This is a genomic window from Pseudomonas sp. B14(2022) (genome assembly GCF_012030485.1).
GTDB lineage: Bacteria > Pseudomonadota > Gammaproteobacteria > Pseudomonadales > Pseudomonadaceae > Aquipseudomonas.
In genome coordinates, this window is the sequence record NZ_JAAUVM010000002.1 from 287,057 (window position 1) to 301,289 (window position 14,233).

General features: G+C 56.9%; 13 protein-coding genes and 3 pseudogenes. 11 read left to right on the forward strand and 5 right to left on the reverse strand.

Translation table 11 applies throughout. The annotated features are described in order from the left end of the window. The first annotated feature begins 154 nt into the window (after positions 1-154). Genes HCF10_RS04770 through HCF10_RS04785 form a run of 4 tightly spaced genes read left to right on the forward strand, consistent with a single transcriptional unit; the run spans position 155 to position 4,765 of the window. Positions 155-1,339 (forward strand): sensor histidine kinase, encoded by a 1,185-nt coding sequence (locus HCF10_RS04770; RefSeq protein WP_029291025.1) that lies wholly within the window; start codon positions 155-157, stop codon positions 1,337-1,339. Further along, positions 1,336-1,989 carry a response regulator gene (locus HCF10_RS04775; protein ID WP_029291023.1) on the forward strand — a complete coding sequence of 218 codons (654 nt, stop codon included), beginning with the start codon at positions 1,336-1,338 and terminating at the stop codon, positions 1,987-1,989. The genes HCF10_RS04770 and HCF10_RS04775 overlap by 4 nt, the downstream gene beginning before the upstream one ends. Further along, positions 1,986-4,313 (forward strand): ATP-binding protein, encoded by a 2,328-nt coding sequence (locus HCF10_RS04780; RefSeq protein WP_029291021.1) that lies wholly within the window; start codon positions 1,986-1,988, stop codon positions 4,311-4,313. Before HCF10_RS04775 ends, HCF10_RS04780 begins: the two co-directional genes overlap by 4 nt. Then, a complete protein-coding gene (locus HCF10_RS04785) occupies positions 4,310-4,765 on the forward strand; it encodes a response regulator (protein ID WP_029291019.1) in 456 nt (151 codons plus the stop codon). Before HCF10_RS04780 ends, HCF10_RS04785 begins: the two co-directional genes overlap by 4 nt. A gap of 199 nt (positions 4,766-4,964) precedes the next feature. Here the strand turns inward: HCF10_RS04785 and HCF10_RS04790 are convergent, their stop codons facing one another. Beyond that, the gene (locus tag HCF10_RS04790; RefSeq protein ID WP_158682919.1) at positions 4,965-5,105 is read right to left on the reverse strand and encodes a hypothetical protein; all 141 of its coding nucleotides are present in this window, start codon (positions 5,103-5,105) and stop codon (positions 4,965-4,967) included. 140 nt (positions 5,106-5,245) lie between these two features. On the opposite strand from HCF10_RS04790, the gene HCF10_RS04795 reads away from it, so the two are divergent. From HCF10_RS04795 to HCF10_RS04815, 5 genes and pseudogenes are all read left to right on the forward strand, one after another. Next, on the forward strand, positions 5,246-5,386 hold the full coding sequence (locus HCF10_RS04795) for an IclR family transcriptional regulator domain-containing protein (RefSeq protein WP_177411553.1): 141 nt from the start codon (positions 5,246-5,248) through the stop codon (positions 5,384-5,386). 150 nt (positions 5,387-5,536) lie between these two features. Further along, a pseudogene (locus tag HCF10_RS04800) lies at positions 5,537-5,788 on the forward strand (LysR family transcriptional regulator); the annotation flags it as partial. Continuing rightward, complete coding sequence (locus HCF10_RS04805; protein ID WP_057400998.1) at positions 5,754-6,137, forward strand: ABC transporter permease subunit; 384 nt, start codon at positions 5,754-5,756, stop codon at positions 6,135-6,137. The pseudogene HCF10_RS04800 and the gene HCF10_RS04805, both read left to right, overlap by 35 nt. A 16-nt stretch (positions 6,138-6,153) precedes the next feature. Continuing rightward, positions 6,154-6,934 (forward strand): annotated as a pseudogene (locus HCF10_RS04810) (amino acid ABC transporter ATP-binding protein). A gap of 38 nt (positions 6,935-6,972) precedes the next feature. Next, complete coding sequence (locus HCF10_RS04815; RefSeq protein ID WP_104912558.1) at positions 6,973-7,644, forward strand: RraA family protein; 672 nt, start codon at positions 6,973-6,975, stop codon at positions 7,642-7,644. 204 nt (positions 7,645-7,848) lie between these two features. On the opposite strand, the gene HCF10_RS31895 is transcribed toward HCF10_RS04815, so the two are convergent. The 4 genes and pseudogenes from HCF10_RS31895 to HCF10_RS04830 form a co-directional block, all read right to left on the reverse strand. Then, on the reverse strand, positions 7,849-8,703 hold the full coding sequence (locus tag HCF10_RS31895) for a methyl-accepting chemotaxis protein (RefSeq protein WP_371923406.1): 855 nt from the start codon (positions 8,701-8,703) through the stop codon (positions 7,849-7,851). Positions 8,704-8,709: 6 nt separating this feature from the next. Continuing rightward, positions 8,710-9,795: pseudogene (locus tag HCF10_RS31900) on the reverse strand (cache domain-containing protein); the annotation flags it as partial. 215 nt (positions 9,796-10,010) lie between these two features. Then, entirely contained in the window at positions 10,011-11,231 is a 1,221-nt protein-coding gene (locus HCF10_RS04825) for an NAD(P)/FAD-dependent oxidoreductase (protein WP_167655036.1), read from the reverse strand. Positions 11,232-11,258: 27 nt separating this feature from the next. Next, the gene (locus HCF10_RS04830; RefSeq protein WP_149630891.1) at positions 11,259-11,606 is read right to left on the reverse strand and encodes a RidA family protein; all 348 of its coding nucleotides are present in this window, start codon (positions 11,604-11,606) and stop codon (positions 11,259-11,261) included. A 737-nt stretch (positions 11,607-12,343) separates the two neighbouring features. Here HCF10_RS04830 and hisC point away from each other — a divergent pair. Continuing rightward, positions 12,344-13,480 (forward strand): histidinol-phosphate transaminase, encoded by a 1,137-nt coding sequence (hisC, locus tag HCF10_RS04835; RefSeq protein ID WP_159389958.1) that lies wholly within the window; start codon positions 12,344-12,346, stop codon positions 13,478-13,480. Beyond that, positions 13,480-14,217: a histidine utilization repressor gene (gene hutC / locus HCF10_RS04840; RefSeq protein WP_159389959.1), complete on the forward strand. Its 738-nt coding sequence runs from the start codon at positions 13,480-13,482 to the stop codon at positions 14,215-14,217. The genes hisC and hutC overlap by 1 nt, the downstream gene beginning before the upstream one ends. Positions 14,218-14,233: the final 16 nt, after the last annotated feature.

The following is a 14,233-nucleotide window of genomic DNA, read 5'->3' on the forward strand; positions in this document are numbered from 1 at the left end:
GTGTTCGTTGAGCCCACTTTGCCAACTTGCCTGCCACCCGACATCGGCCAACCGGCGTCATTTGCCTATGCCATTTGGCAGATGGCGCTCGACATGTCCAGCAAGGTTTAATAAGCCCCCTACGCCCGCAGGCCTGTAACACCGGAGCTGAAGCATGCAAAACCCACCCCACGATCCCGGTAGTGCCTTGGCCATCCGCGCTCACTATCGCCAATCGGAGAGCCGTTCAGCGCGTCTGCGGCTTTTGGTCGATACCGGCCAAGAGTTGACCCAACTAACTCCGGATGCCATGCGCGAACGCGTGCTGGTGCGGGCATGCGCCTTCCTTGCGATGGACTATGGGGTGCTGCTGGAATGGGACAACGAGGGAGGCATCAGTACCACCGCCCGGCATGGCCATCCTGCCCGGCTGCTCAACCTGGCCGCTGTCGTCAACCGCAGCTTGAAAGCGCCGTGCTGGCAAGAGCTTGCAGCGGATGGCCTGCCCAGTATGTTGCAGGTACCGTTGCGCGGCAGCGACGGCGCTGCCTTTGGCGCTCTGCTCCTGGCCAACAGCGTGTCCCTGCGCGCGCCGGCTGATGATGACAGCGAATCACTGCAGTTGCTCGCCACGCTGCTGGCCGCGCACCTTGAGAATGATCGGCTATTGAAGACGCTCATGGCGAGAGATCGCACGCTGTCGGACTTGGTCAATCGGTTGTTTCGCGCACAGGAAGACGAACGCAAACGCGTAGCCTACGACCTTCATGATGGCCTGGCTCAAACCCTGGCCGGATTGCATCAGCGCCTGCAAGGTTTTGCTGGCCGCTGCCCGACGCTGCCTGACACACTGGCAGCGGACTTGCAGGCGATTCTGACCTTGGCCCAGCACTCTGTGGGTGAAGGTCGACAGCTGATCGCAGGCCTACGCCCAACGGTGCTGGATGATTTCGGTTTATCCAAGGCGCTCGACAAAGAAGCCGATCGCCTGCGCGAAGCCGGAGTCAGCGTACAGTGGAGCAGGCGCAGCGAGGCGCGGATGCCCAGCCAGGTAGAAATCGCCTTGTTCAGGATTGGCCAGGAGGCGATCAACAACATTCTCAAGCATGCACAGGCCAGCCACGTCCGACTGACACTGGAACTGCACAATGGCCTGGCCTCACTGCAAGTAGAAGACAATGGTAAAGGCTTCTGTGCAGGCCAAATGCCCGACGGCCATGATGCTCAGCATTTGGGCCTTGCCACCATGCATGAACGCGCCAGCCTGCTCGGCGGCCGCCTCACCTGCGTCAGCGCGATCGACGGCGGTACGCAACTGCACGCCCGCGTGCCTGCGGACCTTGATGGAGCCTCTCAATGAGCCATATCTTGCGTCTGGTGCTGGCGGACGATCATGAAGTCACGCGCACCGGTTTCGTCGCCCTGCTGGCCGGCCATCCGCAATTCGATGTGGTCGGCCAGGCCCGCGATGGCCAGCAAGCGGTTGAATTGTGCGAGCAGTTACTGCCGGATATCGTCATTCTCGATATTCGAATGCCGATTCTCAATGGCCTGGGAGCGGCACGTCTGCTGCAACAGCGTCTGCCAGCCCTCAAAGTAGTGGTTTTCACCATGGACGACAGCCCCGATCATCTGGAAGCGGCCATGAATGCCGGCGCGGTGGGTTACCTGCTCAAAGACGCCAGCCGTGACGAGGTGATCGATGCGTTGCAACGGGTAGCTGCCGGTGAAGAGGTCCTCAATAGTGCAGTCAGTGCCCGACTGTTACGACGCATGACCGAGCGCAACGCCAGCGGCGCTGTTCCGACTGAAAACCTCACCCCACGGGAGCGCCAAGTGCTCGCACTGGTGGCGAACGGCATGAGCAACCGCAAAATCGGAGAAAACCTGGGGATTACCACCGGTACGGCCAAGGCCCACGTTGAACGGGTCATCGGCAAGCTCGGTGCGGCCGATCGAACCCAAGCCGCGGTCCGTGGCATCGCATTAGGCCTGGTGACACAATCATGAACGTGTTCTACGCCAGGCGTTGGACTGACCTACCCTTGCGCGGCAAGGCGCTGGTGGTGATTTCCCTGCCCCTGGTGGTGCTGCTTTTGTCCCTGGTGCTGATCTACAACACCGAACGACAGACCGCTCGCGCGGAAGAAGACGTACGCAGGGTACTGCGGGTACAAGGTGACATACAGGCCGTGCACACCCTGCTCGCCGAAGCCGCCGCCAGTGTGCGCGGTTACCTGTTGACACGCAGTGAGGATTTCCTACCTGGATACTTGAACGCCAAGCCCCAGATTGAATCAGCCCTGCGCCGGCTCGACCGCAACGTGCGCGATCAGCGAGTGCGTGAGCAACTGACGGCAATCAGGCCGCTGATCAACAACAAAATCGATGGACTGGAGGACATGCTTGGTGACCCGGCGACGAGCCCTGAGTCGATTACCAACATCTTGGTCAGCAACAAACACATCCTTGATGAGTTGCGTCGACACATCAGCGCCATGCTCACGCTCGAGGACTCGTTGCTGGCCGAGCGTACGGCCGCGGCATCAGAGACTCGCCAACGGTTGTTACTGTCCACCTGGCTGGCCGCCATCTGCGGACTATTTGGTGCAATCGTCGCGGTGCTGTTTCTGTCCAAGGGCATTGTTGCGCGGGTGCAGAACGTCCAAGGCAATGCGCAGCGTCTGGCCCTCGGCCAACCCCTGCGGCCGCAGCCGCCGGAAAAAGACGAGATTGGTCAACTGGGCACGCGCCTGGTAGAAGCCGGGGCCCTGCTGGCCGAGCGCGAACGCGCGTTGCGCGAAAACGAGGAGCGCCTGCGGCTGATTATCGATGGGGTGAAGGACTACGGGATTTTCGCCCTAGATACAGCGGGTCACGTCACCAGTTGGAACGCCGGCGCCGAACGGATCAAGGGCTACACCGAACAGGAAATCATCGGCCAGCACTTCTCGGTGTTCTACCTGCCGCAAGAGTGCCCACAACACCCTGATATGGCACTGAGCGAGGCCACCCGCAATGGCCATTATATGGAAGAAGGCTGGCGCTGCCGCCAGGACGGCACGCGCTTCTGGGCCAGTGTTGTGATTACCGCGCAGTACGATGGCGCCGGCGCCTTGCGAGGCTTTTCGAAAATCACACGCGACATTACCGACCGCCGTGCGGCCGAAATTGCCTTGAGCACAGCCCGCGAGGAAGCCGAACGCGCCAGCCGTGCCAAAAGTGAGTTCCTGTCGCGCATGAGCCACGAACTGCGTACCCCACTCAATTCTATTCTGGGCTTTGCACAACTGCTGGACATGGACTCGCCTGCTGGGCAAACGGCGCAGGTCGGTCACATTCTACGTGCAGGCCAACACCTGCTGACGCTGATCAACGAGGTTCTGGACATTGCCAAGATCGAAGCGGGACGATTGCCGTTGAACATCGAGCCAATCGCCTTGGCCATCGCACTGCAAGAAGCACTGTCGCTGGTGTCCCCCATGGCCACCGATGCCGGCATTCAATTGACGCCGCTGCCAACGCTGGCCGCCGACATCGGGATCGTCGCTGATCGACAGCGCCTGACCCAAGTGCTGCTGAACCTGCTGTCAAATGCCATCAAGTACAACCGCCCTCAAGGACACGTGAGTATTGAGATCAACGTGACGCAGCAGCGAATCACTGTGGCAGTCTGCGATACCGGCAACGGCATTGCGGCGGATCACTTGGGTCAACTGTTCAAGCCATTTGAGCGACTGAACGCCGATCCGAGCGTGGAAGGTAGTGGGCTTGGCCTGGCGCTAAGTAAAAGCCTGCTGGAAATGATGAAGGGCAGTTTGACGGCGCAGAGCCAATACGGCTCAGGCTCCCGATTCACGATAGAGCTGCCATTCGTGCGCTTGCTGGAACCTCCCAGCGCCGCCGCAGCAGTCGCCCACACCCTATCGCTAGCTCCTGACATCGTCGCCCCCGACATTCAGGGCAACGTGTTGTGCATTGAAGACAATCTATCCAGCCTGGCGCTGATCGAGACGTTGCTGCAGCGCAGGCCGGGGATAAAATTGCTTTCGAGCATGCAAGGCCAATTGGGGCTGGACCTGGCCGCACAGCATGCACCACAGCTGATTCTGCTGGATGTTTCACTGCCGGACCTCGACGGGCTGAAGGTGCTGCAGCGCCTGCGCCGGTCTGCGATCACTCAAAATACACCGGTATTGATGATTACCGCCGACGCCAGCGACCTCACCCGTCAGGCCTTGCAAGAAGCCGGAGCGACGGCCGTATTGACCAAACCAATCAACGTACCCGCGTTTCTCGCCCACCTCGACAAATGCTTTCCGGAGCCCATGTGAACATTGACCTGCGCATTTTGATCATCGACGATCAACGTCCGAATCTGGACCTGGTGGAGCAGTTGCTTGCGCGCGAAGGCTTGACCAACGTCTTGAGCAGTACACAGCCCTTGCGCACTCTGGATCTATTCAACAGCTTCGAGCCTGATCTGGTCATTCTCGATTTGCACATGCCGGAGTTCGACGGGTTTGCAGTATTGGAGCAACTCAACCGGCGCATCCCCGGCGGTGAATACCTGCCGATCCTCGTGCTCACCGCCGACGCCACGCGCGACACGCGCTTGCGCGCCCTGGCGCTGGGAGCCAAGGATTTCATCAGCAAACCTCTGGATGCACTGGAAACCATGTTGCGAGTGTGGAACCTGCTGGAAACACGAGCGCTTTACAAGACCTTACGTACGCTAGTATCTTCAGATCAGATCGATCTTCTGCGAAGGCAGCATGGTGGATAACCTTGCTAATCAGATCTCAGCACAACTGCCTTTCCTCCGAATGTGAAAGGCGCTCTTGATTTTAGAGGCCAGCGACCCACGTTTTGCTCTGCCCAAAAAGCAGCTGCTCCCACTGCCACGGCTGGAGCTGACGCACCCGCAAATCAGCTATCGAGGCTGATGTCAAAGCTGCGGCGTGAGAGCGCCTCCTGCAGATGCGTCAATCACGCACATATTGGCTGCCGACGCCCTCGTCGCACCGCAACCAATGCATGGCGTCGCTGAAGCTATCAGCGCCGATGGCGATGACATAGTCCACGACAATCTGATGGATGGATTCAATCGGGACAGACCTCGGCATTGAGTGGGTCGCCGCCAAAGGTCCGGCTGAAGCCTGAGATCGTGCCCGCGGCTATATGGTGCAGGATGCCAGGGTCGTTGGCTCGGCTGGGCAGACCAGCCCTGCCCGACGTGGACGTCCTCCGCGAGGCGAAAACCGGCATGCGGCGCATCAACGAATTGACTGGCGAGATTGTGCATTTGGGCATTCTCGACGAAGGCCGCATCGTCTATTTTCACAAGATCGACTCCCAATACAACCTGCGCATGTACCCGCGCATCGACCGACGTCCGCCGCTGTAATGCATCGGTATCGGCAAGGTCTTGCGTTACTCCGAAGACAACGAAAACTCGGGGTCGAATTGGCTCAATCATCAAGCGAGTTGAACAATCTCATATGCCTGTGCCGAATCGGCAATGCTAAATTGAGATAGAACATTTTGAGTGATTATGATGAGCTCTAAAAAAATCCTTCAAGAACCCGCCGCCCGTTATTTTCTAGAAGTCGTCAGATCCGGTTCCATCAGCGAAGCGGCCTCACGGCTAAATGTAGCGTCGTCAGCCATTAGTCGGCAGATCGCAAAACTGGAAGCCAGCCTGGACACTCTGCTGTTTGAGCGTACGGCGCGCGGCATGCAGCCTAGCGCTGCAGGAGAGTTACTTGCCGCTTATGCCCTTAGGGTGCAGATGGATAGCGATCGCCTATTTCGCTGAAATTTTCCGCGGTGGTTTCAGCGCGGTTCCCAAAGGTCAGATCGAGGCCGCCCACAGCCTGGCTATGACGTCATTCGCCATTTTACGTCGGGTAACCCTACCCGGCGCCCTCAACGCAGCTTCGCCTGCCTTGATAAACATGATCATTAATGTTTGCAAGAAAACCGCGCTGTTGTCGATCATCACTGTGGCCGACCTGACATTCGAGGTCCAGAAAATGGCGATAGAGACTTTTGCCTCGTTCGAGTCGATCCTGACCCTGGCGCTAGGGTACTGGGTACTGATCGAAATTTTTTCCCGCTTGGGTCAACGTGCAAACGCCATATCAATCAGCACCTGAATATGAAGAGAAGCGCATGAGTGAGTTTTTGGTAAGCATCGTCAATGTTCACAAAAGCTACGGTGATTTTGAAGTGCTGAAGAACGTCAACTTGGACGTCCAGCGCTCCGAGTTCATTTGCCTGATCGGCCCGAGTGGTTCGGGAAACAGCACGCTCTTGCGCTGTATCAATGTTCTTGAAACTTATGACAAAGGCTCCATCACGATTGTCGGAAAACTGATCGGCTATCAAGAGGCTGGCGGTAAACGCAAACTCATGGCTGCCCGCGAACTGAGGGAAATGCGCCGCAGCATTGGCATGGTGTTCCAGCAGTTCCAACCTCTGGCCGTACATGACTGCGTTGGAAAATGTCGCAGAACCGTTGCTGCGCGTTCAGAAAATGAATGCAACCGACGCGAAGGCCAAGGCACTGCGAATGCTTGAGAGAGTAGGCTTGGCACAAAAAGCCGAGAACTATCCAACGGCTTTGTCTGGCGGTCAGCAACAGCGTGTCGCCATCGCGCGAGCGTTGTCCATGGATCCGAACCTGATGCTATTTGACGAACCTACCTCGGCACTCGATCCGGAGCTGGTGGGTGAAGTATTCCAAGTGATGCGCGACCTCGCCAGCGAAGGCATGACTATGGTGGTGGTTACACACGAGATGGGCTTCGCCGCCAAAGCCGCCGACAAAGTCGCGTTCTTGGACGGAGGGTGCATCGTTCAGTTCGGTACGCCGCAGCAGGTACTCAAGGAAAGCGAAGAGCCGCGTTTACAGCAATTTCTGCGGAGTTACCACGCTCGCAACGATTTTTGAAGAGTCCCCCTGTGTCAGCCATTTTGGCGGAGCGAGTCATGATCAGTTTCAGAATCAAAGCAAGCGGCGAAAAAGTCGCGCCACAATGGGTGGAGGCGTTCCGCAACCTGCCCGTCCCAAACATCAGCGATTGCATGGCGCGCATGACTGCAGGTGGCGCCAACCTACGGGCATTTTATAAAGGGCCACGCATGGTCGGCTCGGCTCTAACCGTCAAGACACGGCCGGGGGACAATCTGGTGGTAAACAAGGCACTGGACATCGCGGATCCAGGCGACATCTTGATAGTGGACGCCGGTGGAGACCTGACCAACGCTTTGGTCGGTGAGTTGATGATCGCCCATGCAAGACACCGCAAACTCGGTGGGCTAGTTATCTCAGGTGCTATTCGTGACAGCGAAGAAAAATTGCTGGCTGGTAGTTTTCCAGTCTTCGCCTTGGGCGTGACCCATAGAGGGCCGTTCGGGGATGGGCCTGGAGAAGTCAATGTACCCATCGCCCAACACGGAATGGTTATTCTCCCTGGTGATTTGGTTTGTGGTGATGCCGACGGTGTGGTCAGCGTGGCGCGTCACGAGGTCGAGGAAGTCCATGCGCTGGCGCTGAAAAAACACAATGATGAAGTGAAGTTGATGGCGCAGATCAAAGCCGGCACGTCAGACTGGAGGTGGGTAGACGAATTACTGACTCGCAACGGTTGTTCGATTTAGTAGCTAACTCGTTTACATTCAGGGGTGCTTAGATCGAGGTTTAGATTGAGTCGCACCGGATTTCTATACACCCTAAATCTTCGTTGCGAAGCGCTGTTCGAACTCTAACCATTCCAAGCCCTGACCAATCATGCAGCGGAAAATCGTCGCCTGAGTATTTCCGCTTGCATTGCTTATCGTGGTTGCGTCATAAATCAACACGAGCTAGAACTTGAAACGCCCCACCAGCCCTTTCAGTTGAACAGAAATGTCCGTCAGGCGAACTGATCCGGTGTACGCCGAGTGCGCAACACTCTCCACCACCTGGGCATCGGCGTGGATTTGTGCGATGTGTTGGTTAATATCTTCAGCCACCTGATGCTGTTCCTCTGCAGCCGTGGAGATTTGAGCATTCTGGTCGCGAATCGAATCCACTGAATCGCGGATCTTGTCGAAACTGTCGCTCGCCTGCTGGATACATTCAACGCTGGTTTGCGACGCCTCCAAGCTGCGTTGCATCTGCTGGGTGACCTCCTTGGTTCGCCGCCTGAAGTTGCCGAGCAGGCTGTCGATCTCGCCAGTTGAATCGGCAGTACGTCGCGCCAAGGCGCGAACTTCGTCGGCCACGACCGCGAATCCACGCCCCTGGTCGCCGGCGCGCGCCGCTTCGATGGCGGCATTGAGTGCCAACAGATTGGTCTGCTCAGCGATCGAACGAATAGTATCGAGGATCGTGTTGATGTTCTTACTGTCCTGCTCGAGCATCTGCATGGTACATGCCGACTGCTGCAGGTCTTCACTCAATTTAAGAACGCTGCCCGTGGCCTCACCAATGTGCCGTTGCCCGTCGTGCACCTCTCGATAACCAACGTCCGCGCTGGAAGCCGCGCGACTACATGAGCGAGCCACTTCGTTGGAGGTAGCGACCATCTCGTTGAAAGCCGTGCTTACTAATTCAACTGCTTCGCGCTGCCGCACTGCGGCGTTGTTCATGTTGCTGGCCACTTGACTTGTATCCGCAGCGACCTCTTGCAAATCGGAGGAAGCGCTGCGGATGCGCCTCATCAGTTGCGCGATCATGCCAAGGAACTGGTTGAACCAACCAGCCAAAGTGGCGGTTTCGTCCTTGCCCCGCACTTCGAGTTCGCGTGTCAGGTCACCTTCCCCTTCGGCAATTTCCTGCAAGCCATTGGCAACGCTGCGAATTGGTCTAACGATTACGCCGGCGAAGCTCGCGCCTACGATGGCGAAGATGAATGCCAACACGGCGGCAATCAGCGCGATCAACCCTGTCAGGCTGGTGGCCTGAGCCATGACTTCATCGCGCTTGATCAGACCAATAAAGCGCCAGCCCAGGCTTTCGGAACTGACCACATTAACCATGTACGGCACCCCATCGATCTCCACCTGGGTCATGCCATCGCCACTATTTGCCAGCTCGGTATAGCCATGGCCCAGGTCGGCTAGGGGCTTGAAACTATTTTTCGCATTGGCGGGATCGACCAGAACGTTACCATTGGCTTCAACCATCATTAGGTATCCGCTGTCGCCCAGTTTGATGGTTTTAACCAGTTCAGTCAGTTGTTTGAGCGAGACATCCACGCCGACAACACCCACCGGGTTGCCGCTTGCGTCGGCGAAAGCGCGAACCGTGCTGACCAGCACCATGTCATCCGGCGCCCAGTAGTAGGCGCCCGTGCGCACGGTTAAGCCTGATGCGGCGGCGATGGCGGTTTTGTACCAGGGACGCACCCGGGGGTCGTAGCTGGCCATTTTGGGATCGTCGGGCCAGCCGGCAAATCCGCCGTCGTTGAGCCCCAGTGAAATGGACGCGGTGGTCGGGTGGGTCTCGGCAAATCGATCGAAAATAATCTGGAGCCGCTGATCGGCTTCGCTGACAGGCGTTTGCTCAGCATTGGCAGCGGTATAGTTTTTCAATCCCTTGACGCTGGCGATCCGAGGATCCTTGGCAAGGTATTCGACGTTTTGGCGGATACTTTCAAAGAACTGCTTCATGCCGTTATCAATCTGGCGAATTTCACGACCGCTGCTATCCAGGAAATTGGCTTGCGCCGCGCTCCGCAAGTTCAATACGACGAGCACCGCGACCATAACCACTGGAAGACAGGCGATGGCAGCAAATACCCATGTCAGCTTCTGTTTGATATTCATGACCTCTCCAACGGGTACTTATAATTATTTAGGGCGGGCCGATGGAACGGATACACCCATTGGAATCAAAACAGCGCCCACGACGACTGACGCGAAATCTGCAGGGACAGCGTCCGTAGATAAATATCAGTGTTAATTTTCCTGACAGGCCAGGTTCTCGCCCGCTACTCCAACGGAGACGGGCGGAAGGTTCATGTACTGCAGCTCAGCTCAGCTCAAAAACGGCCCGGAGCAAAGGGTGCTGGATCGACTACAGGCGTCTCGCCCATCATCAATTCTGCGAGCAGTCGACCGCTGACCGGGCCCAGCGTAAACCCCTGATGGGCATGGCCAAAATTGAACCAGAGCCCTTTATGCAAGGGCGCTGCGCCGATTACCGGCTTCATGTCTACCGTACAGGGCCGGGCGCCCTTCCATGGTGTGCGCTCAACTTGGGGCCCTAACGCCAAGACTTGCCGTGCTGCACACTCGGCCTTGCCTAGCTGCACCGGTGTTGGAGGCGCACTTAGACTGGCGAACTCTGCCCCTGTCGATAGGCGGATACCGCGTTTCATGGGTGCCAGCATGTAGCCTTGTTCGGTATCCAGCACTGGTCGGGTCAACGTTGCTCCATCGGCAAAGTGAGCGTGGTAACCCCGTTTGACAAACAACGGTATGCGGTAGCCCAACTCACACAGCAGCTCATGAGCCCAAGGCCCCAGCGCTATTACCACCTCCGATGCGCCAACCGATCCGGAATCGGTGTCGACGCTCCAGCCGGCTCCCGATTGACGTAACGATCGCGCATCGCCGCGCAAAATTTGCCCACCTTCACTCACGAACAGATCGGCATAACGCTGCACTAACTCTCCAGGCTCAATGCACGTCCAGGGTTGCAACCAATGAATGCCCCCCACCAATGCCTCGCTCAGGGCGGGTTCCGCGAGTCTTAGCGCAACACCGTCCAAATGCTCGGACAATACGCCGTGTGCACTCACGCGTACCGCGCGCTCCACCGCCTCTTCGAATTGCTGTGGGCTACGGAAAGCCTGAATCCACCCTTTGCGCACGATCAGGTTCTGCGAACCGCTTTGCTCAATCAGCTCCGAGTGCTCACTAATCGAATGCTCAATCAGCGTGCGGAAGGCATCGGCAATTGCCTGGTAATGCTTCGGTGCCGAGTTGGCCCAATACCTGACCAAGGCAGGCACGTATTCAGACATCGCGCTCAAATGATAATTAACCCCGATGTCACGCTTGGTTGCCACATTTATCAGACTGGCTAGATCTCTTGGAAACGCGTAAGGCTCAATGGCCTCGCGCTGAATAATGCCTGCGTTACCGAACGACGTTTCGCGCCCTGGCAACCCTTTGTCCACCAGCGTCACCGCGCAGCCACGGCGTTGCAAATGCAACGCCGTGCATACGCCGACAATACCGGCCCCCAGTACCACCATTTGTTTTTCGTTCACGCTGCCTCCGAATCAAGCACGCTGTTGCGCGATGACACTGATCTCGACCAATGCATCGACCACAAGGCCGGCGCAGACGGTCGCGCGCACTGGCAGGTTGGTCGTGAAGAATGATGCATAAGCCCGATTGAATTCGGCGAAATTACTCCGGTCGGTCAGGTACACGGTAACGCTGACAACATCGTCCAGCGACAGCGATTCGGCTTCCAGCGTCTGGGCAATACGCGTCAAGGTCAAACGCGTTTGCGCCTCGATACCTTCAGGAAAGCTGCCGTCCTCACCAAACGGCAATTCGCCAGACAAAAAAACCAGGCCTTGGCTGTGGCGGACTTTGGAAAAGGGCAGATTGCTAACGGTCATGGCAGTTCTCTCTTGGGTATTTCAAGAAGGCGCCCATCAACGAGCACCGGTTGTGAATCATCGATTCGACTTCTGCGGTTTTTACGGTAGGCCATTGAGTCATGCATACGCTTGAGCATGTAATCCCCCTCGCGGACACCGGACACATAGATCAGGAGCGAACAGCTGCTTGAGATCATGTCGACTCGTTGCTTCATACGTTCAGGAGGGGTGAATGTATGTTTTAGCCTGAAATACCAATCCTGTATATACACGATGAAGCATTTACCATGCCGCTCGATCAAAAATACGCCACGGGCCTGAGGTAGAGCGACTTACCCTCCTCTCGCGATTAGGACACCATAGGTGCCCCGATACTCAAGGTTTCGTTTTCCCCCACCAGGCATCATGGGTAACACTCTAGCGCAACCATTGGTTACACAAGGCTAAAAGGCAGCGATCATCAGCCTGGTCTACTCCGCTAGGAACAGGCCTGTACTGCGGAATCAAGAGCAGCTCAGATATTTTGGCCTGCATTTTGCTTTACTGGTATATACAGGCACATACAGATGTCTGCTGCGTACTCATCCTGATTCCCAAGGATGTTACTCATGAATGTACTGATACCGCTCAGACCCATTCAACTAACAGCCGTACGAGATCAGCCATAACGCCGAATAGCCGCGTCTGCAGCAACTCCTGCAGAACCACCCGGATCGTAATGCCTTCCAGCAAGACACTAATGAGGTTAGCCCTGTATGAATGCCAATGACTTGAACCTGCTTGCCCGCGCAGAAGTGCGCGAACTGGCCAGTTACAACGCCGGCCTTGCCTCGGATACTGTGCGCAAGCGTTTCGGCCTGACTCGCGTCGCCAAACTAGGCAGCAACGAAAACCCGATGGGCACAGCACCCGCCGTTAGCGCCGCAACGGCTCGAGCTTGCAGCGAAATTGCGCTATACCCCGATGCTGGCTGCCAGGCATTACGCTCTGCACTCTCGGAAAAGCTCGACGTACCCGAGAATCAATTGGTGTTCGGCAACGGCTCGGAAGATTTGTTGAGCGTCATCAGCCGGGTGTTTTTAGACCACGATGACGAAGTAGTTACCGTGGTGCCATCTTTCGGGTTGCACTTCATATACCCAATGGCAGCCGGTGCCCGGGTGGTAGGTGTTCCCATGACCGACAGAGGCACCTTCGACGTAGCGGCAATGATCGCTGCACTCACCCCCCACACCCATGTGCTGATGTTTTCATGCCCGTCAAATCCGGTCGGCTGCACCTTAAGCGCCGACGAGTTGCAGCAGCTGCTCGACGCATTGCCCTCGAAGTGTCTACTGGTGTTTGATGAGGCCTATTACGAATACGCGCAGTGGGAGGCCGAGTACCCGGATTGCCTCGGTTTGATTCAGGCCAGCGGCAAACCGTTTATCCTGCTGCGGACTTTCTCCAAGGCTTATTCCTTGGCAGGTTTGCGCATCGGCTACGGTATCGTCAGCGATCCACTGCTGGCAGATCTTATTAACCGCCTGCGCACCCCGTTCAACGTCAACAGCGTGGCACAAGCTGCGGCGATTGCGGCGCTGGCAGATGATGGTCATCTAAACGCCTGCCTATCCCATGTCGCCAGCGAACGCCGGCGGCTGGAAGTGGCACTGCACGAGCAAGGCATTACGACCGCACCGTCCTTGGCCAACTTTCTGTTTTTTAGCACGCCTTATCCGGCCGAAGTAATCAACCAAGCACTGCTGCGTGAAGGGGTTATCATCAAACCGTGGCGCGAAGTTGGATACACTGAGTACTTGCGCGTCTCTGTCGGAAGCTGTGAGGATAACGACCTTTTCCTCCAAGCACTGGCAAGCGTCCTTGCCGCACTAGAGACACGGGCTGACTAATGATCAAAAATGCACCACAAGCGCTCTACCGGCGTGCAAAGGATTATGTGCAAGACCAACTTCGCGCGGGCGTTTGGAAACCTGGTGACCTGATTTCTTCAGAAAACCAGCTGGTGCAAGAACTGGGCATTTCGCGCATGACCGTCAACCGGGCCTTACGCGAACTGACCGAAGAGGGTCATCTGGTCAGGATTTCAGGCGTTGGCACGTTCGTAGCCGAAAGCAAACCGCAATCAAACTTGCTGCGTATCACCAACATTGCCGATGAAATCCTTGCTCGAGGTCACAGTTACACCTGCCGTGTCCTGCACCTGGGGCGCGAATCGGCCTCAATGCCGGTGGCGTCCGCGTTGGGCCTGACCACCGGTTCTTCAGTTTTCCACCTGATCTGTGTTCACAGCGAAGAAGGCGTGCCCGTACAACTCGAGGATCGTTACGTCAATCCCGAGCTGGTGCCAGAATTTCTGAAGCAAGACTTTGGCGAGCACCTGCAACCGGCCAAGTACCTGTTGCGGGTCATCAAGCCCGACGAGATGGAACACATCGTCGAAGCCTGTCACCCCAGCAACGAGGAAAGCAAACACATGCAAATCGATGCTAATGAACCTTGCCTCGTGCTCATACGCCGAACCTGGAGTCAGAGCAAAATCGTCACCTATGTGCGTTTAGTACACCCGTCCTCACGCTATCGCCTAGGCAGCCGCCTGCCAGTAAATGGGGCGCACAGAGACAGTTGAGGCCTGAAGGCACTTG

Bases quoted from the DNA above. Each gene is read 5' to 3' on its own strand.
- HCF10_RS04770 (WP_029291025.1), top strand. From the start codon at position 155: ATGCAAAACCCACCCCACGATCCCGGTAGTGCCTTGGCCATCCGCGCT.
- HCF10_RS04775 (WP_029291023.1), top strand. From the start codon at position 1,336: ATGAGCCATATCTTGCGTCTGGTGCTGGCGGACGATCATGAAGTCACG.
- HCF10_RS04780 (WP_029291021.1), top strand. From the start codon at position 1,986: ATGAACGTGTTCTACGCCAGGCGTTGGACTGACCTACCCTTGCGCGGC.
- HCF10_RS04790 (WP_158682919.1), bottom strand. From the start codon at position 5,105: ATGCCGAGGTCTGTCCCGATTGAATCCATCCATCAGATTGTCGTGGAC.
- HCF10_RS04795 (WP_177411553.1), top strand. From the start codon at position 5,246: ATGCGGCGCATCAACGAATTGACTGGCGAGATTGTGCATTTGGGCATT.
- HCF10_RS04805 (WP_057400998.1), top strand. From the start codon at position 5,754: ATGCCCTTAGGGTGCAGATGGATAGCGATCGCCTATTTCGCTGAAATT.
- HCF10_RS04815 (WP_104912558.1), top strand. From the start codon at position 6,973: ATGATCAGTTTCAGAATCAAAGCAAGCGGCGAAAAAGTCGCGCCACAA.
- HCF10_RS31895 (WP_371923406.1), bottom strand. From the start codon at position 8,703: ATGATCGCGCAACTGATGAGGCGCATCCGCAGCGCTTCCTCCGATTTG.
- HCF10_RS04825 (WP_167655036.1), bottom strand. From the start codon at position 11,231: ATGGTGGTACTGGGGGCCGGTATTGTCGGCGTATGCACGGCGTTGCAT.
- HCF10_RS04830 (WP_149630891.1), bottom strand. From the start codon at position 11,606: ATGACCGTTAGCAATCTGCCCTTTTCCAAAGTCCGCCACAGCCAAGGC.
- hisC (WP_159389958.1), top strand. From the start codon at position 12,344: ATGAATGCCAATGACTTGAACCTGCTTGCCCGCGCAGAAGTGCGCGAA.
- hutC (WP_159389959.1), top strand. From the start codon at position 13,480: ATGATCAAAAATGCACCACAAGCGCTCTACCGGCGTGCAAAGGATTAT.